Annotated in this window: 21 protein-coding genes and 2 pseudogenes; 9 read left to right on the top strand and 14 right to left on the bottom strand. The window is 70.6% G+C overall.

The genetic code is table 11. The features are described 5' to 3' along the window. Nucleotides 1–8 precede the first annotated feature (8 nt). The gene (locus ACFU53_RS24435) at nt 9–1,190 is read right to left on the bottom strand and encodes an XdhC family protein (RefSeq protein WP_383996145.1); all 1,182 of its coding nucleotides are present in this window, start codon (nt 1,188–1,190) and stop codon (nt 9–11) included. Nucleotides 1,191–1,473: 283 nt separating this feature from the next. On the opposite strand from ACFU53_RS24435, the gene ACFU53_RS24430 reads away from it, so the two are divergent. Together ACFU53_RS24430 and ACFU53_RS24425 are read left to right on the top strand one after the other, a co-directional pair. Continuing rightward, nucleotides 1,474–3,465, top strand: a complete 1,992-nt coding sequence (locus tag ACFU53_RS24430) for a GTP-binding protein (RefSeq protein ID WP_383996142.1) — start codon at nt 1,474–1,476, stop codon at nt 3,463–3,465. Between the two features lie 180 nt (nt 3,466–3,645). Next, a complete protein-coding gene (locus tag ACFU53_RS24425) occupies nt 3,646–5,529 on the top strand; it encodes an endoglycosylceramidase (protein ID WP_383996139.1) in 1,884 nt (627 codons plus the stop codon). Here ACFU53_RS24425 and ACFU53_RS24420 read toward each other — a convergent pair. Beyond that, nucleotides 5,522–6,787 carry a YncE family protein gene (locus ACFU53_RS24420; RefSeq protein ID WP_383996136.1) on the bottom strand — a complete coding sequence of 422 codons (1,266 nt, stop codon included), beginning with the start codon at nt 6,785–6,787 and terminating at the stop codon, nt 5,522–5,524. The two genes, ACFU53_RS24425 and ACFU53_RS24420, sit on opposite strands and share 8 nt — an antisense overlap. A 216-nt stretch (nt 6,788–7,003) precedes the next feature. On the opposite strand from ACFU53_RS24420, the gene ACFU53_RS24415 reads away from it, so the two are divergent. After that, complete coding sequence (locus ACFU53_RS24415; RefSeq protein WP_383996133.1) at nt 7,004–7,666, top strand: TetR/AcrR family transcriptional regulator; 663 nt, start codon at nt 7,004–7,006, stop codon at nt 7,664–7,666. A gap of 49 nt (nt 7,667–7,715) precedes the next feature. Here ACFU53_RS24415 and ACFU53_RS24410 read toward each other — a convergent pair whose 3' ends face one another. Both ACFU53_RS24410 and ACFU53_RS24405 read right to left on the bottom strand, forming a co-directional pair. Beyond that, the gene (locus tag ACFU53_RS24410) at nt 7,716–8,942 is read right to left on the bottom strand and encodes a glycosyltransferase (RefSeq protein ID WP_383996168.1); all 1,227 of its coding nucleotides are present in this window, start codon (nt 8,940–8,942) and stop codon (nt 7,716–7,718) included. A gap of 118 nt (nt 8,943–9,060) precedes the next feature. Then, nucleotides 9,061–9,282: pseudogene (locus tag ACFU53_RS24405) on the bottom strand (bifunctional 5,10-methylene-tetrahydrofolate dehydrogenase/5,10-methylene-tetrahydrofolate cyclohydrolase); the annotation flags it as partial. Between the two features lie 4 nt (nt 9,283–9,286). Between ACFU53_RS24405 and ACFU53_RS24400 the strand changes: the two are divergent. Beyond that, a pseudogene (locus ACFU53_RS24400) lies at nt 9,287–9,493 on the top strand (RNA-guided endonuclease TnpB family protein); the annotation flags it as partial. 399 nt (nt 9,494–9,892) lie between these two features. On the opposite strand, the gene ACFU53_RS24395 reads toward ACFU53_RS24400, so the two are convergent. From ACFU53_RS24395 to ACFU53_RS24355, 9 genes are all read right to left on the bottom strand, one after another. After that, nucleotides 9,893–10,756 carry a class III extradiol dioxygenase subunit beta gene (locus tag ACFU53_RS24395; RefSeq protein WP_383996166.1) on the bottom strand — a complete coding sequence of 288 codons (864 nt, stop codon included), beginning with the start codon at nt 10,754–10,756 and terminating at the stop codon, nt 9,893–9,895. A 1-nt stretch (nt 10,757) separates the two neighbouring features. After that, nucleotides 10,758–11,114, bottom strand: coding sequence for a protocatechuate 3,4-dioxygenase (locus tag ACFU53_RS24390; protein WP_383996131.1), 357 nt, complete (start codon nt 11,112–11,114; stop codon nt 10,758–10,760). Nucleotides 11,115–11,175: 61 nt separating this feature from the next. Further along, a complete protein-coding gene (locus ACFU53_RS24385) occupies nt 11,176–11,922 on the bottom strand; it encodes an SDR family NAD(P)-dependent oxidoreductase (protein ID WP_383996128.1) in 747 nt (248 codons plus the stop codon). Continuing rightward, nucleotides 11,919–12,200 (bottom strand): muconolactone Delta-isomerase family protein, encoded by a 282-nt coding sequence (locus ACFU53_RS24380; RefSeq protein WP_383996126.1) that lies wholly within the window; start codon nt 12,198–12,200, stop codon nt 11,919–11,921. The genes ACFU53_RS24385 and ACFU53_RS24380 overlap by 4 nt, the downstream gene beginning before the upstream one ends. A gap of 64 nt (nt 12,201–12,264) precedes the next feature. Continuing rightward, nucleotides 12,265–12,972, bottom strand: coding sequence for an alpha/beta hydrolase (locus ACFU53_RS24375; RefSeq protein ID WP_383996123.1), 708 nt, complete (start codon nt 12,970–12,972; stop codon nt 12,265–12,267). Next, complete coding sequence (locus tag ACFU53_RS24370) at nt 12,969–14,015, bottom strand: Rieske 2Fe-2S domain-containing protein (protein ID WP_383996120.1); 1,047 nt, start codon at nt 14,013–14,015, stop codon at nt 12,969–12,971. Before ACFU53_RS24370 ends, ACFU53_RS24375 begins: the two co-directional genes overlap by 4 nt. A gap of 67 nt (nt 14,016–14,082) precedes the next feature. After that, nucleotides 14,083–15,117: a PDR/VanB family oxidoreductase gene (locus ACFU53_RS24365; protein WP_383996118.1), complete on the bottom strand. Its 1,035-nt coding sequence runs from the start codon at nt 15,115–15,117 to the stop codon at nt 14,083–14,085. A gap of 119 nt (nt 15,118–15,236) precedes the next feature. Beyond that, nucleotides 15,237–15,563 carry a hypothetical protein gene (locus tag ACFU53_RS24360; protein WP_383996115.1) on the bottom strand — a complete coding sequence of 109 codons (327 nt, stop codon included), beginning with the start codon at nt 15,561–15,563 and terminating at the stop codon, nt 15,237–15,239. Then, nucleotides 15,560–16,309, bottom strand: a complete 750-nt coding sequence (locus ACFU53_RS24355) for a PIG-L deacetylase family protein (RefSeq protein WP_383996112.1) — start codon at nt 16,307–16,309, stop codon at nt 15,560–15,562. The genes ACFU53_RS24360 and ACFU53_RS24355 overlap by 4 nt, the downstream gene beginning before the upstream one ends. Nucleotides 16,310–16,431: 122 nt before the next feature. Here ACFU53_RS24355 and ACFU53_RS24350 point away from each other — a divergent pair, with 122 nt between their 5' ends. Continuing rightward, nucleotides 16,432–16,938, top strand: a complete 507-nt coding sequence (locus ACFU53_RS24350) for an FCD domain-containing protein (RefSeq protein WP_383996163.1) — start codon at nt 16,432–16,434, stop codon at nt 16,936–16,938. On the opposite strand, the gene ACFU53_RS24345 is transcribed toward ACFU53_RS24350, so the two are convergent. After that, nucleotides 16,827–18,458, bottom strand: coding sequence for an AMP-binding protein (locus ACFU53_RS24345; RefSeq protein WP_383996109.1), 1,632 nt, complete (start codon nt 18,456–18,458; stop codon nt 16,827–16,829). The genes ACFU53_RS24350 and ACFU53_RS24345 overlap by 112 nt on opposite strands. A gap of 403 nt (nt 18,459–18,861) precedes the next feature. Here ACFU53_RS24345 and ACFU53_RS24340 point away from each other — a divergent pair, with 403 nt between their 5' ends. The 4 genes from ACFU53_RS24340 (at nt 18,862) to ACFU53_RS24325 (ending at nt 23,559) form a co-directional block, all read left to right on the top strand. Further along, nucleotides 18,862–20,499, top strand: a complete 1,638-nt coding sequence (locus tag ACFU53_RS24340) for an ATP-binding protein (RefSeq protein ID WP_383996107.1) — start codon at nt 18,862–18,864, stop codon at nt 20,497–20,499. Beyond that, complete coding sequence (locus tag ACFU53_RS24335) at nt 20,493–21,134, top strand: response regulator (protein WP_383996104.1); 642 nt, start codon at nt 20,493–20,495, stop codon at nt 21,132–21,134. Before ACFU53_RS24340 ends, ACFU53_RS24335 begins: the two co-directional genes overlap by 7 nt. 160 nt (nt 21,135–21,294) lie before the next feature. Next, nucleotides 21,295–21,939, top strand: coding sequence for an SDR family NAD(P)-dependent oxidoreductase (locus tag ACFU53_RS24330; RefSeq protein WP_383996101.1), 645 nt, complete (start codon nt 21,295–21,297; stop codon nt 21,937–21,939). A 135-nt stretch (nt 21,940–22,074) separates the two neighbouring features. After that, a complete protein-coding gene (locus ACFU53_RS24325) occupies nt 22,075–23,559 on the top strand; it encodes an aldehyde dehydrogenase family protein (protein ID WP_383996098.1) in 1,485 nt (494 codons plus the stop codon). Nucleotides 23,560–23,583 lie beyond the last annotated feature (24 nt).

Genomic DNA, 23,583 nt, shown 5'->3' with positions numbered 1-23,583 from the left:
CCTTGTGCTCAACCGCTCGGGCGCGGCGGATGGATCACCCCGGTCGTCGCCGTCAGCGGCACCCCGCTGCCGCCCCACCTGAGCGCGACGACCTCCGCCGCGACGGACACGGCCACCTCCTCCGGTGTACGGGCGCCGAGGTCCAGGCCGACCGGGGAGCGCAGCCGGGACAGTTGGGCCGGGTCGAGCCCGGCCTCCCGCAGTCGCCGCATCCGGTCGTCGTGCGTACGGCGGCTGCCCATCGCCCCGATGTACGCGGCCGGGCGGCGCAATGCCTCCTCAAGGAGCGGCACGTCGAACTTGGGGTCGTGGGTGAGGACGCAGATCACCGTGCGGTCGTCGGTGGGGGTGTCACGCAGATAGCGGTGCGGCCAGTCGACGATCACCTCGACGGCGGCGGGGAAACGTTTCGGGGTGGCGAAGACCGGGCGGGCGTCGCACACCGTGACGCGGTAGCCGAGGAAGTCGCCGATCCGGGCGACCGCCGCCGCGTAGTCGATCGCGCCGAACACCAGCATGCGGGGCGGCGGCGCGAAGGAATGCAGGAAGACGGTGACGGAGTCCTCGCGCCGCTCACCGTGCGGCCCGTAGTGCCGCTGCCCGGTGGCACCCTGCGCAAGCTCGCCGCGCGCGTCGGCGGTGACGGCCGCGTCCAGCCCCGCCGAGCCGAGCGTGCCGTGCGTGCCCTGTGCGGAGGATGCGCCGACTGTGGCGGGTGTGGCGGGTGTGGCGGGTGTGCCAGATGTGCCGACCGTCGTGTCCGGCCACACGGCGAGCGTGGCGCCGCGAGGGGCGGGGCCGTCGATCACGGTCGCCACAGTCACCGGGTGCCCGGCGCCCACGGATTGCACGACCCGCCCGAACGTCGGGTCCTCGGCCGCCGTCACCCGCCGCACAAGGAGCGTGATCTCCCCGCCACACGTCAGCCCCACGGCGAACGCGTCCTCGTCGCTGTACCCGAAGGTCTCGAGCCGGGCCTCGCCCGATGCCACGACTTCCTGGGCCAGCTCGAACACCGCGCCCTCCACACAGCCGCCGGACACACTGCCCACGACCTCGTCACCGGGCCCGACCGCCATGGCCGCCCCCGGCCCGCGCGGCGCGCTCCGGCTGACCGCGACGACGGTGGCGAGACCGAAGGGGGAGCCCGCCGCGTACCACTGGCCGAGCGCCGGAAGGATCTCACGCACGGGCCCGCTCCTCTCACCGTCGCCACTCGTGCCTCCAGCGTCCGACAGCCCGCCCCCCACCGCCTGCCGACCGGGGTTTCCGCGCCGCCTCGAAGAGGCGGCAGCCCCTGGACGGGGGAGGGACGGGTAGGGGGGCGGCGGGGGCGGAGAAACCCGTTGCGAGTGCGCAATCCGCTCTGCTTCACTGCGCACGAAGCCCCACCGAGCGATCAAGGAGCCCCGATGCGCGCTGCGTTCATGTCCACCCAGGAAGGAATGACCCCCATTTCGAAGGGCATGACGCTTGTCACGCACGCTCAACCTCGGCATCCTCGCGCACGTCGACGCAGGTAAGACCAGTCTCACCGAACGACTGCTGCACACCGTCGGAGTCATCGACGAGATCGGCAGCGTCGACGACGGCAGCACCCGCACGGACTCCCTGGCGCTGGAACGACAGCGCGGCATCACCATCAAGTCCGCCGTCGTCTCGTTCGAGATCGACGACATCACCGTCAACCTCATCGACACCCCCGGCCACCCGGACTTCATCGCCGAGGTGGAGCGCGTCCTGAACGTGCTCGACGGCGCGGTCCTCGTCGTGTCGGCCGTCGAAGGCGTCCAGGCACAGACCCGCGTCCTCATGCGCACCCTGCGACGCCTGCGCATCCCCACGCTGATCTTCGTCAACAAGCTCGACCGCCGGGGCGCGCGCCACCGGGACCTGCTGGAGACCATCGCAGCACGCCTCACCCCGGCGATCGTCCCCATGGGCGAGGTCGGCCGGCTCGGCACAGCGAAGGCCCACTTCACCCCGTACGACCCCCTCCCGCCCGGGCTCCTCGAACTCCTCGCCGAGCACGACGACCGCCTGCTCGCCGCCTACGTCCACGACGAGACGGCCGTCCCCGACGCCCGACTGCGCGCGGCACTCGCCGCCCAGACCGGCGAAGCCCTGGTCCACCCGGTCTTCCACGGCTCCGCGATCACCGGCGCGGGAATCAGCGAACTCATCGACGGCATCCGGGAGTTGCTGCCCGCCACCGACGGAGAAGCGGACGGCCCTGTCTCCGGCACCGTCTTCAAGGTCGAGCGCGGCCCGGCGGGCGAGAAGATCGCCTATGTGCGGATGTTCGACGGGACGGTACGCACCCGAGACCGGCTGACCTTCCGTGACGGTGAACTCGAAGGCAAGGTCACCGCGATCAGCGTCTTCGAACGCGGTGCGGCCGTCCGCGAAACCGCCGTATCGGCCGGCCGGATCGCCCAGCTGTGGGGAGTTGCCGACATCCGGATCGGCGACACCATCGGCGTACCGCGCGAGCGGGCGGCGGACGGACATCACTTCTCACCGCCCACCCTCGAAACGGTCGTCCTCCCCGCCCACGCCGAGGACGGCGGCGCCCTCCACCTCGCCCTCACCCAACTCGCCGAGCAGGACCCGTTGATCGGCCTCCGCCACGACGACCTCCGGCAGGAGACCTCTGTGTCGCTGTACGGGGAGGTGCAGAAGGAGGTCGTGCAGGCGACGCTCGCCGACGAGTACGGCATCGACGTCACCTTCCGCGAGACGACGACCATCTGTGTCGAGCGCCTCGCCGGCGTGGGCGAGGCCGTCGAGTTCAACAAGAAGGACGGCAACCCGTTCCTCGCGACGGTCGGACTGCGGGTGGAGCCGGCGCCGGTCGGCTCCGGGGTCGACTTCCGGCTGGAGGTGGAGCTCGGGTCCATGCCGTACGCGTTCTTCAAGGCCGTCGAGGACACCGTGCGGGAGGCTCTGGAGCAGGGCGTCCATGGGTGGCGGGTCCCCGACTGCGTGGTGACGGTGACGCACTCCGGTTACTCGCCCCGGCAGAGCCACGCCCACCAGCGCTTCGACAAGAGCATGTCGAGCACGGGCGCGGACTTCCGCGGACTGACCCCGCTGGTGCTGATGGACGCGCTGAGGCGGGCCGGTACCCGCGTCCATGAGCCGATGCACCGCTTCCGTATCGACGCCCCGGCGGACTCCCTGGGCGCGGTTCTGCCGGTACTGGCCGCGCTGCGCGCCGTACCGCAGGACACGCGGATGAGCGGGAGGGTCGTACGGCTGGAGGGGCTGGTGCCGGCCGCCCGGGTGCATGGTCTGGAGCAGCGGCTGCCCGGACTGACCGGCGGCGAGGGCGAGTTGGAGACGGCCTTCGCCCACTACGCGCCCGTCGGCGGCACGACTGTCCCCGAACGGCCGCGCACCGACCACAACCCCCTCGACCGCAAGGAGTACCTGCTGCACCTGACCCGGCGGGTGGGTGTCTGAGGAGCGCCGGACGATCACGTGGGGGCCTTTATCGGGTCCCCGCGCCGACGCACAAGGCCTCACCGGGTCGTGCAGGGCAAAGAATCGGCCGTGACAGGTGAACTGTCTTGCGAAAACGGGTACTTACTCGTGCGTCAGTTGCTATTGACGGCTCGCCCGACCATTGGGACGGTAGTGCACATGTCGAATGTGGCGGACATGTCAAGATTGCGCACTCGTCTGCTCGGTGTCCTGATCCTCGTCACCGGCTTCCTGACCACGGCGGGCCCCACCCAGCCCGCCTCCGCTCTCACTGACGAACTCTGGTTCGACTCGCAGGCCGCGGCCACCCTCACGGTCGACGGCGGCAGGTTCAAGGACGGCCTCGGCCGCGAGGTCGTCCTGCGCGGCTACAACGTCTCGGGTGAGACGAAACTCAAGGAGAACAACGGTCTGCCCTTCGCCTCGGTCGCCGACGCGAAGAAGTCGGCGACCGCGCTCAGGGCGCTCGGCGGCGGCAACTCCGTCCGCTTCCTGCTGTCCTGGGCGTACGCGGAACCGGTGCGCGGACAGGTGAACACCACCTACCTCGCGGCGGCCACCGCACAGATGGGCGCGTTCCTGGACGCCGGGATCCGCGTCTACCCCGACTTCCACCAGGACCTGTACTCCCGCTGGCTGTTCGACTCGGACAGCTGGTACACGGGCGACGGCGCCCCCAAGTGGGCCGTCGACCTCGGCGACTACCCCGACGAGTACTGCGGGATCTGCCCGTTCTGGGGCCAGAACATCACGTCCAACGCGGCCGTGACGGAGTCGACGTACGACTTCTGGCACAACACCTACGGGCTCCAGGACTCCTTCCTGGACACCGCGCAGAAGACGATGACGTACGTGAAGTCCAACCTCACGTCCGCCCAGTTCCAGGGCGTCGTCGGCTTCGACCCGTGGAACGAGCCGCATCCCGGCATCCTCGACTCGGGACAGACCAGCAGGACGTGGGAGAAGGACGTCCTGTGGCCGTTCTACGTCAAGTTCCGCTCCCGGATGGACGCGGCGGGCTGGCAGTCCAAGCCGGCCTTCGTCGAGCCGAACCTCTTCTGGAACGCCAACATCGACTTCCAGAAGCAGGAGGGCGGACTCCTCGACGCGGGCACGATCGGACCGCGGTACGTCTTCAACACCCACTTCTACGACCAGAAGGCGATCTCCGGCGTCTTCATGTGGGGCAAGGCGGAGAACGGCCAGTACGTGAACGACTTCGGGACCGTGCGTGACCGGGCCACCGCCGGCGGCACCACGGCCATCATCAGCGAGTTCGGACACCCGCTCAACGGCTCGGTCTCCGACAAGGCGCCCACGGTCTACAAGGCCATGTACCAGGCGCTGGACTCCCGCGTGAAGGGCGTCAACTGGTGGTCGGACCCGGCCTCCTCGGGCCCGGTCCTCTCCGGCTCCCAGTGGCAGTGGGACATCTACTGGGGCCGCCACCACGAGCTGATGAACGACAACCCCGACGAGGTGCAGGTCGAGGGTGACGCCTGGAACGACGAGGATCTGTCGGCCGTACGGCTCGACGACTCCGGTACGGCCGTGCTCCGCCAGGACGCCCGGATGCTGGACCGGATCTACCCGAGCGCCACGGCGGGCAGCACGGTCGCCTTCACCTACGAGGACAAGTCGCGCGACGGCTCCACGACGCTGACGTGGAACCCGGTGCCCAGCTCACTGCCGAACGTCTCCTCGCTCGTCGGCTCCGGCCAGTACTCCCTGCTGGTCTGGCGCTCGGACGGCAGTACCGAACCGACCGAGCTGCACCTCCCGGCGTCCTTCCCCACCGCGTCCACCACGGTGGTCTCCGACCTCGGGGTGACGGCCGCGCCGCCGGCCTACACCACCTCCACACCGATCGCCGCCGCCAAGGAACCGGGCGGCACCGGCAGCCGCCGGCTGCTCCTCACCGCCGCCGACACGGGCAAGCTCCACTACGCCCTGGTCACCAACGGCGCGACAGCCCCGTCCACGACGCAGCTGAACGCGGCGCGGACGGAGCTGTCGAGTTGGCTGGCCACTGAATTCAGTTAGCGGAAGGTCCGGTCCAGTCGGCGGGCACATGCGCCAGCCGCACCCGCTGGGGGTGGTCGCCGACTGGCACGGACACGGTCTTCCTACCGGTGGCGAAGTCGATCGCCGTGACCTGGTCGGCGCCGCTCTCGGAGACCACACAGGACTTGCCGTCACCGCTGACGGTCGACCAGTACGGCTTGGAGACGGGGAGGAGCGGCCCCTCCTGGAGGGTCGCCCGGTCCACGACGGTCGCGTAGTCGTCCATCGTGCCCGCGACGCACAGCTTGGTGCCGTCCGGCTTCATCGTGAGGCCGTGGTGGCGGGAGTCGTTGACGAAGGTCGTGCGGTCGTCGCTGGTCGCCGGGTTCTTCGGCAGGGTCTTGGTGCGGGTGATCTTGTCGGTGGCGATGTCGTACTCGAAGAAGCCGTTGAAGAACGACACCTGGAAGTACAGCTTCGTCTCGTCGGGCGAGAACGCGGCGGGCCGGACCGCGTCCGAGTAGTCGGTCAGCCCGATCGCGTCGAGGCGCTCCCGCATGTCGATCACCTTGACCTGCTGGAAGGTGCTCGTGTCGACGACCGTGATCTTCCGGTCGCCCTTCGTCCAGTCCAGCCAGGGCGCGTCGGTCGCGGTGTTCACATCGCCGATCGCCATGTTCCAGACGTACTTGCCGTCGCTGGTGAAGATGTTCTCGTGCGGCTTGTCGCCGGTCTTGAACGATCCGAGCTGCCGGCCGGTGACGATGTCCAGCACATGCACCGTGTTCGACGTCGAGGCCGAGACCGCGACCCGCTTGCCGTCGGGGGAGACCGCCATGTGGTCGGAGCGGTAACCCGACACGGGGAAGCGCCAGTTGATGGCGCCGGTCGTGAGGTTGATGGAGACCACGTCGGCGAAGCTCGGGCGGGAGACGACCATCGACGACCCGTCTGGCGTGGAGTACATGTCGTCCACGTACTGGTCGTGGCCCTCACCCACGCTGTTCCGGATCGTCATGTAGGCGATCCACCTGATCGGGTCGGCGTTGATCTCCGCGATCCGCGCGTCCTTGTCGGGGATGACGTTGACCCGGCCGACCTTCGCGAAGTCGCCGGAGGACTTGATGACGTCCGCGGTGCCCTCCCAGTTGTTGCCCACGAACATCACCTCCCGCAGATCGGCCGCGGCACTCGCCGGGGTGGCGGTCGCCGCGGCGGAGGTGGTCAGCGCGAGGGCGGCGACGACGGCACCGAGGTGCCGGGTTCGGAAACGGCGGGGGGTGCGGGCGACGGTCATGATCGGTTCCTCCTGCTTGCTCAGAGCATGCCAAATCGACTTGGGGGACATGAGGTAAGAACGGAAGGCGGGAAGTCTGAATACGTCGGCGTTCAGATGGACTTACTGGAAAGTAAGGAACGTCCCCGCTTCACCACAAGACCAGGGACACGACAAAATCGACCGACGGCCGAACCCGGCCGTCGTACCGAGTGACGTTCCGTCGGGAGGAGCAGCGTGGCGGGCAGGTTCAAACAGCCCACCGGCCGGTACGGGGGCAGGTCCGCGGCGGAGCGCCGGGCCGAGCGCCGAGGCCGCTTCCTCGACGCGGGCCTCCAGCTCTTCGGCGACAGCCCCGGCTTCAGGGGAACCACGATCTCGGGGCTGAGCGAGGCCGCCGGACTGTCGACCCGTCAGTTCTACGAGGAGTTCCGCACCCTGGAGGACGTGCTGGCCGCCCTCCACCTCCAGGTCAACGACTGGGCCGAGGAGGCCGCGCTCACCGGTCTCGCCGCGGCGGACGGGCAGTCGATCGCCGAGCGCGCCACCGCCGCGTTCCGCGCCTACGCCGCGAACGTCACCGGCGACCCGCGCCGACTGCGCATCACCTTCACCGAGATCGTCGGCGTCAGCCCCCGCATGGAACGCCAGCGCCTCGAACGCCGCTCCCGCTGGATCGACTTCATCTGCGCCGAGGCCACCGCGGCCGCCGAGCGCGGCGAGGCCGTCCCCCGTGACTACCGCATCGCCGCCACCGCCTTCATCGGCAGCGTCAACGGCCTCCTCCACGACTGGCAGGCCGGCTGGGTCGAGGCCCCCCTCGACGAGGTGGTCGACGAACTGGTCGGACTGCTGCTGGGGATACTGCGGCCGGCGGGGTGGCGACCGGGTGCGGACTGACGCAGGAGGCCGGTGACCGGGGGAGCGCAGAGGCAGGAGGCCGGCGCCGTCAGGAGAGCCGGTTCACCGCGGTCAGCACCGGCTCGATCCCGTCCTCCGCGCGCAGTTCCTCGGCCAGAGCCCGGGCGCGACGGCCGTACGACGGGTCGGCGGTCGCCCGTCGCAGTGCCGCCCCCAGCGCGGCGGCCGTGAAGCCGCGCAGCGGTACGGCACCGGGGGACACTCCGAGGGCGACGAGGCGGGCGGCCCAGAAGCCCTCGTCGAACTGGACGGGAACCGGCACGGCCGGGACCCCGGCGCGCAGGCCCGCCGCCGTGGTGCCCGCGCCCGCGTGGTGGACGACCGCCGCCATCCTCGGGAAGAGCAGCGAGTGCGGCACCTCGCCCACGGTGCACATGTCCTCGCCCTCGCCCCGCAGTTCGCCCCAGCCCCGCTGGATCACCCCGCGCAGCCCGGCCGCCCGCAGGGCCCGTACGACCTCACCGCTCAACCGCTCGGGATCGGGCACGGTCGCGCTGCCCAGGCCCACGAAGACCGGGGGCGGTCCGGCGTCGAGGAAGTCCAGCAGCGGAGCGGGCAGCCGGTCCTCGCGGTCGTACGGCCACCAGTAACCGGTGACGTCCAGCCCGGCCCGCCAGTCACCGGGGCGGGGCACCACCCGGGGGCTGAAGCCGTGGAACACCGGCCAGTCCAGCCGCTCCCGGGTGCGCCGCGCGGCCACCCGGCCGGTGCGCGGGAGCCCGTACTCGGCGCGCAGTCTGCGCACCTCCTCGGTGAAGATCCACTCGACGGCTGTGTTCACCGCGTGTCCGGCCGCCCGGTTGCCGACCGGACCCCAGGAGCGGACCCCGGTCATCGGCGGGGCGAACTCCCGTGTGGGTGCGAGGGGTTGGAGGTTCACACCCAGGCTCGGGATCGACAGCCCCTGGCCGATGGTGTGGCCGAGCGGCGCGAGGGTGCCGGCCAGCAGCAGGACGTCACTGGCACGGGCGGCGGCCACCAGATCACCAGCCATCCGCCCCACCAGACTCCGGGCCATCTCCACCGCCCGGTACAGCTTCCCGGCCCCGGTGGAACTCCGGTGCAGTCCCTGCCCGCGCGCCGACTCCAGCTCCTCCCGCGGATCCACGGGCAGGGAGTGGAAGGCGACTCCCGAACCCGCGACCAGCGGCTCGAACCGGGCATGAGTCACCAGCGTGACCTCGTGCCCGGCCCGCACCAGCCCGTGTCCCAGTCCGGTGTACGGGGCCACGTCACCCCGGGAACCCGCCGTCATGATCGCTACGCGCACGCCCGTCAGTATGGCGCCGCCGCCACGCGAAGACAGGGGGACCGCAGCGCGATGACCCGAAAGCGCCCCTGTCCGAAAACGTTCCCGAGGGTCGGGTGGCTCCTCACCGCCCCAACTGGCGCTCCGCCCCCGTGACCGTCTGCTCCAGCAGCGTGGCGATCGTCATCGGACCGACCCCGCCCGGCACCGGCGTGATCAGCCCGGCCCGCTGGACGGCGGAGTCGAAGTGGGCGTCCCCGACGTTGCCCGGGTTGTACCCGGCATCGATCACCACCGCCCCCGGCTTGATGTCCTCTCCCCGGATCAACTCGGGCCGCCCCACGGCCGGGCGCCGGCTGCACCGCACCTACGACCAGATCGCAGGACTGCGCGCGAAAGCCAAGCGCCGGGCCCTGGACTGGCAGCACCGGACGACCACCGCCATCGCCCGCACCTACGGCACGGTCGTGGTCGAAGCACTCACCATCACGAACATGGTCAAGTCCGCCAAGGGAACGATCGAAGAGCCGGGGAAGAACTGTCGGATGGTGGGAGGAAATCTTGACTGAGCCCGTGTTGAGGCGTCGCCGACAGGCTGCCGCGGCCAGCGCGCTCGGCCTGGGATCGTCCGGCCGGTCAGGAGTGGGTCGTCAGTCGCCTGGCGATCTCCGGCACCAGCAGTTCCTGCGACTTCAGCTTGCTTCTCGAAGTGCCGGGCACGCAGTGACGGGGTCTCCTGGAGCATGCGCATGAAGCCGCGCGCCGGCTCGGGCGCTTTCCCGTTCAGCCGTAGCAGGACACCGTCCCGCCCGCCCGCCCGCGCCGTCAACGCCGAGCCGGGCGAGGGAAGAGGGAAGTCCGAGCCCCCTCACCTACCGCCAACGTTCCCGGACACAGACCAACGAGCGATCACCACATGGTTCACCGTCTCAGGACGAGGCATTCCTGACGCGACATCAGGGAGCCTCGGACGCGGATCTGTCGGCTTCCAAGTTCTCGAACAGCACCATTCCGGCGGCGGTGTTGGAAGCCGGTACGTGGTAGGTCTCGTGCACACGGCGGACACGCGGACCGAGCGCCCCTCGCATGATCAGCCACATGATGAGCTCGATGCCTTCGGAGCCGGCCGCATGGATGTACTCTTCGCGGCTCATCGCGGCCAGCTTCTCCGGCTCGTGCTCGATGGCGTCGAGGAACATCCGGTCGAAGTCCTGGTTGATCAGTCCCGCGCGGGCACCTGCGAGCTGGTGGGACATGCCGCCGGTGCCGAAGACGGCGACCTTGAGGTCCTCGGGGTAGGACCGGATCGCCTCGCCGAGCGCGCGGCCGAGGGCCAGGCAACGTGCCGCGGTGGGCTGCGGGTACTGGATGACGTTCACCAGCAGGGGAACCACCGCGCACGGCCAGCTCTCCCCCGGGTCGGGGCAGTACACCGACAGCGGCACGGTCAGCCCGTGGTCGACGGCGAGGTCCTGGAAGACAGTGATGTCGAAGGAGGCGTCGACCAGGCTCTCCACGAGGTGGTCGGAGAATTCGGGGGCGCCTATGACAGTGGGCACGGGACGACTGCCCCAGCCCTCGTCCGCCACCTCGTAGGAGGAGGCCGCTCCGATCGCGAAGGTCGGGGTGACGGACATGTCCACGGCGTTGGCATGGTCGTTGTAGACGACCACGGCCACGTCGGGCGTGTGCCGGGCCATCCACTCCCGCGCCGGCCCATACCCGTCGAACAGCGGCTTCCAGTACGGGTCCTGGGTCTTCCCGTGGTCCATGGCCGCTCCGATCGACGGCACGTGCGAGGTGGCCAGACCCCAGATCACCTCAGCCAAAACTCCGCCCTCCCGTTTTCAACGCCTGGGTGAACTCCTCGGTGGTCATGCCGGTGAACACACCACCGAGGTACTGCATCGACTTCTGGTCCAGCACCGCGAGCTTGAACACGTAGAAAATGGAGCCGCCGAGCTCCAGCATCCGTGTCCAGTCACGGTTGAGGACCGCGTCCCGCTGCTCGGGCGTGAGCGCGTAGGCGTCGCAGTACGCAGCTTCGTCGGCGCTGAACTCCGCACGTCTCGCGGCGTCCTTGAGCGATCCGCAGAGCCGGTTCAGCGCCTGCCCGCGGCGGCTGTCGGCGGTGTCGAAGACATAGGTACCCGGGATCCGGGGGGTGCTGATGGACATGCTGTTCCTCTCCCTTCTTTCTCTCCGCGTCCTTCTCCACGCACTGCTGGTGACGTGCCGGTCAGTGCAGCAGCCCCCCGCCGTCGCAGACGAACGTCTGGCCAGTGACCATGGCGGCGTCCGGCGAGGCCAGATACGAGACCAGCCCCGCGAAGTGCTCCGGTGTGACGAACTCCTGGATCGCCTGCTGCCGCATGGTCGCGGTGAAGACCTCGTCGCCGGAGTGCGCCCTGGTTCCGGGGGTGGCGACCTGTGCGGGGGCCACCGCGTTGACGGTGATCAGGTACTCGCCCAGTTCACGCGCCATCACCCGGGTCATCCCGATGAGCGCGCCCTTGTTCGCCACGTAGGCGATCTGGCCCGGCGCCCCGGTGAAGAACGTGCGGGACGCGACGTTGATCACCCGTCCGCCGTACTCGCTCTTCCGCAGCCAGGGCACGCACGCCTGCACCATGAGCAGCGGGCCGACGGCGTTGACGTCGAAGAAGCGGTGCAGTTCCTGCCGGGTGGCCTGAAGCAGGCTGCTCCGGCCGGACAGCAGACCGGCGTTGTTGACCAGCACATCGATACCGCCGCCGTACGTCTCCGTGATCGCGTCCACCGTCCTGCGCGTCGCGGCGGGGTCGCTGACGTCGCACTGCCAGCGCCGTACGGCGGGCCCCTCGCCTGTGCCGTCGGGTTCGGCGATGTCGAGGGCGGCGACGGTGAACCCGTCCGCGACCAGTCGGCGGACGATGGACTCGCCAAGTCCGCCGGCAGCACCGGTGACCACCGCGACCCGGGTGACGGGGCCGTCCGGGCCTGTCACGGCGCCTTCTCCTGCGGGTGCGTGGCGAGGGCCTCGACCGTGATGTCCATCCACTTCCACATCGGCAGGGAGACCAGCGCGTCGTGCAGCTGCGCCGGGTCGGCCGCCTCGTACAGGCCGATGGTCGCGGCTCGCCCGGGGACCCGCCACAGCCGCTTGAGAATTCCGGCCTCGCGGAGTTCCTGTGCCCGTTCGCGCTCCTTTGTGCGCAGCCCCTCGCGGACGTCGTCGGGAGTGTCCGGGGGCAGGATGTTCTCGGTGCGGACGAGGAATTCCATAAGGCTGGGTGTCCCTTCTGGGAGCGGGCTGGTGGGCCGGCTTTCAGGCCCGGTGGGCCGGCTGTCAGGCTTCGGTGATCCGCAGCAGGAGATCCGCCAGTTGGCCGGGGGCCGTCACCATGGCCTCGTGTCCTGTGGCGATCTCGTGGACCGGCCAACCCCGTGCCGCGGCCCGCTCGGCGTGCGGGGTGAACACCCGCATCCAGTCGGTGCATTCGATGAAGGCACCCGGCACCTGGTCGGCCTTGCCGGTCGTCCGTAGCGGCTCGGTGTAGGTCAGCCACGGGTGCGGGGTGAGCCGTGGGCCGAGCCAGTCCAGGTCCGCCTGCTCCGTGACGCCGAGGACGCTCAGCGAGCGCACCGGGATGAGCCAGCCGAAGCCGGGACCGGCGACGGACTCCCGGTAGTGTCCGGCGACGGTGGCGGGGAGCAGGTCGATCGCCGCGTCACCGTCGTCGCCGACGAACGCGTCGAGGTGGACCCGCTTGGCCAGCCGTTCCGGGATCCGGTCCGCGACCCCGGTGACGACCTGGCCGGCGTAGCTGTGTCCGACGAGCACGACATCGCGCAGATCGTGAGCCTCGATCAGCGCCACGACGTCCTGGACGTGTGTGCTCAGGCCGACCTGGGGGCTGAGCAGGTGCGTCCGGTCGCTCAACCCGGTCAGCGTGGGGGCGTACACCTCGTGCCCTGCGGCGCGCAGCTGCGGTATCACGCGCTGCCACACCCAGCCGCCGTGCCAGGCCCCGTGGACGAGAACGAAGGCGCTCATACGGACACCCCGGCGGCCTGCTCGCCCTGTTGCCGCTGTTCGCGGGCGAGCATCTTCGACAGCGCGCGGCGTCCGCGCAGCGCGGCCAGGTCGGAGCGGATGCTCGACTCGGCGGTGCCGCCCGGGTCGGTGGCGTACATCAGCTCCTGCGCCTCCAGTGCGTCGACATCCTCCTGCATCACGGCCAGCTGCTGCTTGTGCTGGAACTCCGTCAGTTCCTGGTCGTCGATGAGGTAGTCGCGGCCGAGGGCGTAGAAGTCGTGGGTCTCGTTGCCGCGCCCGGGTGTCATCCCGTACATCACGCGCATGTGGAAGCCCTCCGGTTCCTCCGTGCCGGTGACGGCGATACGGATACGGAGCCCGAAGACGCCCGGGGGGTGGAACTCGCCGTCCTGCCAGCGGTCCACCGGGGAGGTCAGTCCGCAGGACTTCTCGTAGAAGGGCGGGGCGTCGATGCCGACCATCCGGCGGCTGAAGCTGACGCGGTCGCCGTCCACGGTCACGTCGATCGGGGTGGCGGCGACGGCCGCATTGCCGATGCTGGACGGGTGCAGGAACGTTTCATGGGTGAGGTCGAGCAGGTTTTCCACCAGCAGCAGGTGTCGTGCCTTCAGTGGTACCACGCCGTGCACGTGGGTCCAGGCCGGGTCGGTCAGCCACGAGGTGTCGGGCAGCAGGCTCGAGTCGGCCGTCTCCGGGTCGCCGGGCCAGATCCAGACGGCTCCGTCCTTCTCCACCAGGGGGAACCGTCGCAGCGCGGCCCTGGGCCGGTCGGCCTGCTCGGCGACGCCCACGCACACGCCCTGGGCGTCGAAGCGGTAGCCGTGGTAGTCGCACTGGAGGGTGCCCTCGTCGTCCAGGTGGCCCAGGGACAGCGGGTACTTGCGGTGGGGGCAGCGGTCCTCGACGGCGGTGACCGTCCCGTCGGGCAGCCGGTAGAAGCAGACGGGGATGTCGGTGATCCAGCGCCGCATGAGGGACCGGTCTATTTCGTCGGACCAGGCTCCCATGTACCAGCCGTTGCGTACGTGTGGGGACAACATGACAGCAGCTCTTTTCTCTCCGTGGAGGTGCTCGTGGAGATGCGGGGGCGCGGAAGGTGCGCGGGAGTCAGAGGTCCAGGACGAGTCGGCCGCCACGAGCGCGGGAGACGCAGATCATCATGGTGTCGGCCGCGGCCCGCTCGTCCTCGGTGAGCAGGGAGTCACGGTGGTCGATCTCACCCGCCAGAACGGCCGTCTCGCAGGAACCGCAGATGCCCTCCTCGCAGGAGGACAGGACCGGTACACCGGCCTCTTCCAGGATCTTGAGCACCGACTGCCCCGGCGGCACGGTGAGTGTCATCCCCGACGACCGCAGCTCCACCTCGAACGGCTGGTCACCGCCGTCGGCGGTCTCCCCTCCGGCCGCCGCCGCGAACCGCTCGACGTTCAGCGATCCGGCGGGCCAGGTGGCGCAGTACGCTTCGACCGCGTCGATCAGCCCGGCCGGACCGCAGCAGTACACCAGGGTGGACGGATCGGGCTCACCGAGGAATCCGGCCAGGTCGAGCATGCCGTACTCGTCCTGCGGCCGTACGGTCACGCGCTCGCCGTAGCCGTCCAGTTCGGGCAGGAAGGCCAGGGAGGCCGACGTCCGGCCGCCGTAGAGCAGGGACCAGTCGTCCCCGGCCGCCTCGGCCTCGGCGATCATCGGCAGCAGCGGGGTGATGCCTATGCCGCCGGCGACGAACAGGTAGCGGGTGGCCGGCTTCAGCGGGAAGTTGTTGCGCGGCCCCCGCACCCGCAGATCGTCGCCCTCCTGGACGTGGTCGTGGATCCACTGCGAGCCGCCGCGGCCGTCCGGCTCTCGCAGCACCGCGATGCGCCAGCGGTCGGGGTCCCGCGCCGCGCCGCACAGCGAGTACTGCCGCACGACGCCCGTGGGCAGGACAACGTCGATGTGCGCTCCCGGCTGCCAGGTCGGCAGTGGGGCGCTGGAGGCCGGCGCGAGCTCCAGCGCCACCACGCCGTCCGCCACCGTCCGCCGGAACTGGACGGTGACGGCGCCGTCGAAGTCGGTGTCACGCCGGGCCCGGGCCGGCGCGGTGTCGGTGGCTGTGTCGAGCGTGAGCGGGTGCAAGGCGTCGGTCGACAGGCTCGTCACGTTCGTCAGCTCCTCAATACGGTCGGCGCGGGTGCACGATCGACGCTATGCGCGGGGAACGGGCAGGTCTTCGCTCGAATGACCGGACCCCGACGGCGGAAGGTCACGGCGGCTCTACGTCATCCGTCGCAGGTGGCAGCGTCCCGGTCGTGGCGCGGGGGCTGGTCGGCGCTCGGGGCCTGGTCGAGGTGGATCCGCAACGGACGGTCCTCGCTCCAGAGGGCTTCGACGACGGCGTGCAGGTACTCGGCGGCGACGCGCCACATCGGTTCGCCGTAGCGGTCGTCCCGCGTGACGCCGCCCTGCGGGACGGCGTCGGTCAGCGGGTCCCGACTGTCAGGAGTCCTGTACCGCCCGCCCGCGAAGTCCACGTAGAGGGATGTGCCGCGGAAGGGAACCCAGATGTGCGTCGTCACGGGCGTACCCGGCCCGGTCTCGGGGATCATGCCAGCGCCCCGGTCGTCTGAGGGTAGAGCCGCATGTACGCCTCGCCCATGGTCGCGTGCCCGAGGCCCAGGTTGGGGCCGGCGTTGCGCTTGAGCTGAACGCCGCGGCGCCTGGCCAGGTCGCTGTAGTAGTCCCACATGTGCTGCTGGGCGGCCAGGCACTCCATGGCCTCGCGCTTCTTGCCGAAGGCGGCCGTGATGTCGAGCAGGACGTTCGGCTTGAAGTCGCACTGCTCGGGCTGGTGGGGCTCGAAGAAGAACACCGGCGGGGCGCCCAGGGGTTCGCCGGGCGCGTCGTAGCCGATCGCCTGGGCGAGCACGCGGGCCTGGAGCGCCATGCGGGCGGCGGCCGGGTGATCTCCGTTGTACGGGTCGCTGAGCGTGTGTGTGAGGACGACCGCGGGGTTCACCTCCCGGTACACACGCACGATGCGGTCCACCAGTTCGGGTGTTTCCAGCAACGGGTAGTCCCCGGCGTCCAGGAACTCGATCTCCGCACCCAACGCGGCGGCGGCGTTCGTGGCCTCCGTGCGGCGGAGGGCCTTGATCTCCTCCAGGCCGAGGCCGTCCCGCCAGGCCCGGGCGGACTCGCCGCGTTCACCGAAGCTCAAGCAGAGCACTTTCGCCCGCTGACCGCGTTCGGCGGCGAGCGCGATGGCTCCACCGGCGCGCCAGACGAAATCGCCGGCGTGTGCGCTGACCACCAGCAGGGCGCCGTCGGACGGTTGGGAGGCGGCGAGGGTCATGAGGACTCCTTGGGTCGGGGGATCAGGGTCGGGTTCGCGGACGGGGTGGGGCGCACCGCCGGAGGGCCGGGAAGGCGGCCGGTCGGTCGGCCGCGCGGGCGGATCACGTGCGCGATGTCGTCATGCGGGTGAGGGGCTGTCGGCACAGGGCCGTGGACGGGAAAGGGTCGGGGCCCTGGCCGGCGGTGCGCGGCTTCTTTCTCCGGCTGCACCGCCGCGTCGCCGACATCGCCGGGCACGCGACGGCCGACCTGCTCGTGGAACGGCTGCGGGCCCAGGTGGTCCGCCACCAGTTCATGCTCTCGCTGGTGCCCGGCCGGGCACACGTGTCGCTCCCCCAGCACCAGCGGATCATCGACGCGATCGCCGTCGGCGACCCGGCAGAGGCCGAGGCGGCCATGCGGGACCATGTCGCCAGCGTGGTCGAGGCGCTGCGAGCCCTCGAAGCGGCACGGCGGAGGGCTGGACAAGGGGCGGGCCCGGGCCGGGACGTCCCAGGCGGGTCCAGCCATCAGTCTCACGCCGGACCGGCGTTCCGAGCCGCTCTTCTGGCCCAGGCGATCTCGATTTTCCCGGTGGGCGTACGGGGCAGGACGTCCGTCAGGACGACGGAACGCGGGACCTTGTAGCCGGCGAGGCTCCGCCGGACCCAGTCGCGCAGCTGGTCGCCTGTGACAGTGGCGTTCGGCGGCACCGCGACGACGGCGGCCACGCACTCGCCCCACGTCTCGTCGGGGACTCCTACGACGACGCAGTCGGTGACCTCGGGATGCGTCAGCAAGACGGTCTCCACCTCCTGCGGGTGCACCTTCTCCCCGCCGGTGTTGATCACGCCCGAGCCGCGTCCGAGGAACCGGATCGCGCCGTCGGCCTCGATCTGGGCGAGGTCGCCGGGAATCGCGTACCGGACCCCGTCGATGGTCCGGAACGTCCGCGCGCTCTTCTCGGTGTCCTTGTAGTAGCCGAGCGGCATGGGCCCGCGAAAGGCGAGGATCCCGGTCTCGCCGCTGCCGGGCCCGATGAAGCGGTCGTCGTCGCCGATCACGCTCGTCGCGGGCGCGGGGAAGAACCGCGCGGGGAGGTCCCGTGCCGACGACGTGATCGCGAAGGCGAAGGGCCCGCCCTCACTGGAGGCGATGGCGTCGATTACGGTAATCCCGGCGCGCTCGTGCAGTGCCCTCTTCAGCCGGTCGTCGAGCGCGGTGCCGGAGCTGATCAGCCGACGCAGGAAACCCAGGTCGTGCCCCCTGCCGGCCGCCTCGGCGCGGCGAAGTTCGTCGACGAGCGGCCGGCAGACGGCGTTGCCCGCGACGATGACCGTGTCGACGCGCTGCTCGGCCACCGTGTGCCACATGTGCTCCGGGTCGAGCCCACCCTGCCGTGCCATGACCGCACGGCCGCCCACCATCAGGGCCCCCATGGTGTTGAACAACCCGGTGGCGTGCATGAGGGGGACCACCGGCATCGTGGTCGGCGCCCGCTTCTCGTGGTGTGCCTCGACCGCGATGGCGACGGCCTCGTCGAGGGTCGCGGGCAGTTCCCTGACGCCGAGCGGGTGGAAGACCGGAACGGTGAGCGCGTGCAGCAGGTCGGACAGCTGCCAGATCACCCCCTTGGGCTTGCCGGTGGTGCCGCCGGTGTACATGAAGAGACGGTCCGACCCGGGCCGCGGGCGCGGCACACGCGGTGCGTGCGCCGCCAGCAGGTCCTCCAGCTCCGGTACGTCGGGCCCGGCAGGTCCGCCGGCGGGCGGCTCCCCCACCCGTACGAGCAGCTTGAGCGTCTGTACGTGTCCGGCGGCGTGCGTGACCCGGTCGGCCAGGGCACCGCTGAACACGACCGCCGCCGCGTCGGCGTCGGTGAGCAGTTCGGACAGTTCCTCGCCGGTGTAGCGGTAGTTGGCGTTCGCGGGTACGGCGCCGAGCTTGAACGCGGCGTAGACCGTCTCGAGGTAGGCGGCGCCGTTGTAGAGGTAACAGGCGACGGTGTCACCCGCCCTCACTCCCGCATCCTCCAGGGCGGCAGCCAGCCGTGACGCGCGTTCGTCGAACTGCCGGTAGGTGATCTCACGGCCGGGCTCGACGATGGCGACGGCATCGGGCAGCGCCCGGGAAACCGCCTCCCAGATCGTGCCGATGGACACGTCCATGCCTCGTACCTCCTCGTCCTAGGGGTCTCGGCAGCCCGGGCGCGGGCGGGACCACGCCGCCGGGCTCGCTCCAGTGCGGCCGCACCGGATCCCTCCGCGGGGGAGCCGGCGGGATCCGGAGGAGCGACCTCAGGCTAGGCAGGACGGGTGCCGGTGGGCACAGGCGAATGACTCAATCGGATCGGCGCTTCGACCAGGTCACGAACAGGTCGAATGACGTAGACCCGCCCTCGGCGCACCGGGCTACGATGCTGGGGACGCCGGGCCCCGGCCTCTCACCAGCTGCCGGTTCCGACCCGTCGGCCGGGCCGGGCCGGTCAGTGCTCCGGCAGGCGGGGTGCATCGCCATCGCTGACGGATCGCCTTCGCTCATGGATCGCCGTCGCTGATGAGGAGTTCGATCATGTCCGGTTCGCCAGCCGTCGAGTGGCGGGACGTCGTCGCCGCCACCGTGGACGGTCTCGCCGTGGTGGACCGCGTGGGCCGCTTCGTCCAGCTGAACCCGGCGGCGGTCGCGCTGTGCGGCGCACGCCGGGAGGCCGATCTGGTCGGCACTCCTTCCCCGTTCGCACTCGCGGAGAGACCCACCGCCTGCCCGGGGTTGCTGGAGGATCAGCCGGACGAGCAGGTGGTCCATTGGGTGACGGACTCCGGCACTCGGCGCGAGTTCGCCTACCGGGCCCGTGACCTGCCCGCCGACCCGGAGCTGAAGGTCGTGTCGTTCCGCGACGTCACGGACGAAGGGCACCGGTACCGCAGGGTCGCGGCGATCGCCCGGACATCTGTCGCCCTGGCCTCCGAAGGATCGCTGGGATCGACCCTCGACGCCGTGGCCAGACAGATCGTCCGGACCGACGGACTGGCCGGCGTGCAGATCCTCATCCTGGACAGCACGGGCCGGGAACTGCGGCTGATGGGCTCGGCGGGCCTGCGCCGCTGGGATTCCTTCCTCGACCGGCTGCTGGAGTGCCGCGACCGGGGCGCCCGGCTGTACATGCTCGACACTCTGCGCGAGCGCAAGCCGATCGTCGTGCCCCACCGCTGGGCCGAGATCCGCTCGGACCCGGCCTGGGAGCCCCTGCGCGACTACCTCGGCAAGCTGAGATGGGACTCGTTCGTCAGCGTGCCGCTGATGGTGCGCGGCCGGGCCGAAGGCGTACTGAACGCATACTTCGCACCGGGGCAGGACATCGGCGGCCGGACGCTGGAGTTCCTCGCCGCCATGGCGGAACAGGCCGCGCTCGCCGTCGACTACGCCACACTCCTGCAGAGAGAGCGCGACGGGGCCCGCCGGGACGAGCGTCAGCGCCTCGCCCGCGATCTTCACGACTCGATCGTCCAGCAGGTGTTCTCGATCGGCATGCAGGCCAACGCCATGGGTGTACTGGGTGCGCGGGGCGAGCCGGTGCCCGCGCGGGCCGTGCAGAGCTTCGCGAACGAGGTCGGGGCACTCTCGCGGACCGTCCTCGCCGACCTGAGGGCCATGGTGCACGAGCTACGCCCGTCCTCCACCATCCAGCTCGGGCTGACGGAGGCGGTGAACACGCTCGTCACGAGCATCGAGCACCGGACCGGCCTGGAGTTCCAGCTCCGCTTCGGACGAGGACTCGACACGATCGACCCCGAACTCGCCGAGGACGCCTACCGGATCCTCGCGGAGGCCCTCCACAACGTGGTCAAGCACGCGGAGGCCACCTCCGTCACCCTTCGGCTCGGCGTGCACGACCACACCCTGACCGCGAGTATCTGCGACAACGGTCGCGGACTGCGGGGCCGGGACGAGCGGCCGGCCCCGTCCGAGGGCGACTGGGGAATCGGCACGAAGGACCGCGCGGAGGGCTACGGACTGACGACCATGCGGGAAAGGGCGGAACGATGGGGCGGCACCATGAGAATCAGGTCGCGCGCGCAGAGAGGTACGACCGTGCGCGTGGTCATTCCCCTGCCCGTACAGGTTTCGGAGGTGCCCCCGGCGGCCCCGAACACCCCGCTGACGGTGCCGCTCCAAGCGGCACGGGGGCCCTCCCGACGCGGGTGCTGATCGTCGACGACCACGCCGTCGTACGCCGTGGCATCCGCGCCTACCTGGAGGTCCTGGACGACATGGAGGCGGCCGCGGAGGCCGCCGACGGGCAGGAGGCACTCGCCCGGCTGGACGCGATGGCGGCACACGGGGAGTTGCCGGACGTGGTGCTGATCGACCTGCTCATGCCCAAGATGGACGGCTCCACGGCGATCGGGCTGATCAAGCAGCGCCACCCCGGGGTCCGGGTCGTGGTGCTCACGAGTTTCGGGGAAATGGAACGCGTCCACGCCGCGCTCGCGCAGGGAGCGGCCGGCTACCTGCTCAAGGATGCCGAGGCCGGCGAGGTGGTCTCCGCGATCCGCGCGGCGGCCCGCGACGAGGTCTTCCTCGATCCGGCGGTGGCCCGGGGGCTCACCCAGGAGATCGTCTCGCCGCCGAGCGGACTCGGTTCGCTCACCGGCCGGGAACGCGACGTCCTCGTCCTCGTCGCCGAGGGCCGGTCCAACCAGCAGATCGCCGACGAGCTGGTGATCAGCGAGCGGACCGCCCGTACGCACGTGAGCAACGTGCTGCGCAAGCTCCGGCTGACGTCACGGACCCAGGCCGCGCTGTTCGCCGTACGGCAGGGACTGGTGCCGCCCGGTGCCTGAGTGCCTCCCGGCGTGGGCGCTGCCTCCGACCGCGACACATGTCCTGGCCCCGCCGGGACACAGGTCGGCTGACGAAGCCGTCATCAGGCAGATCCTTCGGACCCGGCCCGTTCCTACGCTCAGGGAATCGCCATTCCGGCTCCCCGCTCAGGAGGACATCATGCTCGACGGTCGAGTGGCCATCGTCGCAGGTGCGGGTAGCGGCCTGAAGCGGGCCTACGCCCATGCGCCGGCGACTGTCGGCGCCGCGGTCGTCGTCCACGACCTCGACGCCGACGTGGCCGCCGAGACCGTCGACACGATCACCGCCGCGGGCGGCTCCGACTTCGCCGACGCGCTCGTACGGCGCGCGGTCGACGAGTTCGGCCGCCTCGACGTGATGATCACCAACGCGGGGCGCGCTCCGGGACAGCACCCTGCGCAACACCGCCGACGAGGGGCGATCATCGCCATGATGCGCACCTGGGCCGTCGAGCTCGCGAAGATCGACGTCACGGTCAACGCCGTAGCGCCCACCGCCCTGACCCGCACGGCCGCGACCATGCCCCGCCTCGGCGGCCTCGTGGCGAAGGCGGACGCGGGCGAGTCGATCCCCGAGGGGACCCGGCGCCAGGGCCTGGGCTCACCGGACGACGTGGCACCGCTGATCGTGTACCTGGCGTCGAAGGACTCGGGCCATGTCACCGGGCAGGCCATCGCCGCCGGAGGCGACCGGATCGCCCTGTGGACACACCCCGGGGAGGTCGCGGAGCAGCTGCGGCCGGGCGGCTGGACCATCGAGGCGGTGAGCGACCTCTTCGCCTGAGCGTACGCGGACCGGTTGCGGGAGTTCAGGCCCACGCCGCTCGACCTCGGAGCAGTCGGAAGCATCCGACCCGTACCCCACGGACCCGCCGGTCGACTGGTCGACCGGTACCCACGCAATTGTCAGGAGAGCCGCATGTCCCAAGAGGTTGGTACGAGAACTGAGGAACCGCCGATCGCCGCGGTGCGGACCGGACTGTTCATCGACGGCAAGACCGTCGAGACCTACGACCACACGGCCGTCCATGACCCCGCCGCGCCCGACCGCATCGTCGGGTACGCCGCCGCGGCGAGCCAGGAGCAGGCCCGTGCGGCGGTCGCCGCCGCCGACGCCGCGTTCCCCGGCTGGGCCGCCACGCCCGCCAGGCGCCGGGCGGAGATCATCGAGCAGGCGCTCACCCTGCTCGACGGCAGTGAGGCCGAGCGGGCAGCCCTGATGACCCGAGAGAACGGAAAGATCTCCTTCGAGAGCCAGGTGGAGATGGGGGTCTTCGTCGCGCGCACCCGGGCGGCACTGGAGCTGGTCGACACCCTCGGCCAGGTGCGGCATCTCGACGGCCCACCGCTGACCTCGCGGATCCATCGGCTGCCGATGGGCGTGGTCACCGTCATCGTGCCGTTCAACTGGCCGCTCGCGATCCTCGGCGCCAGCCTGCCGTACGCGCTGCTCGCCGGGAACACCGCCGTGGTCAAGCCGCCGCCCACCGTGCCGCTGGCGATGGTGCGCACGCTGGAGCTGTTCGCGGCCGGGTTGCCGGCCGGCGTGCTGAACGTGGTGACCGGCAGCAACGAGGCGGTCGCCCCGGTGCTCACCGATCCGCGCGTGCGCAAGATCGTGTTCACCGGCAGCACCGCCGCCGGCAGGCACATCATGGCTGCCGCCGCGCAGAGCCTCTCCTCGGTCACTCTGGAACTCGGCGGCAACGACCCGGCGATCGTTCTGGACGACGCCGAGCTGGACGAGGAGCACATCGGACGACTGGCGCAGGGCGCACTCCTGACGAGCGGTCAGGTCTGCATGGCGGTCAAACGGATATACGTCCACCGGTCGCGCTACGACGAACTCGTCGGCAAACTCTCCACCGCCTTCGACTCCCAACACGTAGGACCAGGCAGCGACCCGACCTCGACCATGGGCCCCCTCAACAGCGCCGCCCAGCGGGACATGGTCGCCGCCATGCTGGCCGAAGCGGCCGACACCGGAGCCGAGATCCGCGAACTGGGCACACTGGACCCCCGAGCGGCCTCCTCCGGCGGCCACTTCCTGCGCCCGGCCCTGGTCCTCGACCCCGACCCGGGCCTGCGCATCGTCACCCAGGAGCAGTTCGGCCCCGCCCTGCCGATCCTGCCCTTCGACGACGTCGACGCCGTCCTCGACCACATCAACAACGACTGGTCGGGACTGTGCTCCTCCGTATGGAGCACCGACCCCGCCCGCGCCACCGCCCTCGCGGAGCGGTTGCGCACCGGCACCACCTGGATCAACCACGCCAACGCTGTCGTGTGCGACGACCGCGCGCCGTTCGGTGGCTTCCGCCAGAGCGGCATCGGACGCGAGATGGGCCCAGACGGTCTGCTCACGTTCACCGAAGCACACACCATCACGACGCCGGGCGGCTGAACCCCTGTTCGCGGGTTGTGCGCC

It is taken from the genome of Streptomyces sp. NPDC057474 (genome assembly GCF_042802555.1).
GTDB lineage: Bacteria > Actinomycetota > Actinomycetes > Streptomycetales > Streptomycetaceae > Streptomyces.
Note: the sequence above shows the minus strand (reverse complement) of the source record. Positions and strands in the feature narration are given on the sequence as shown.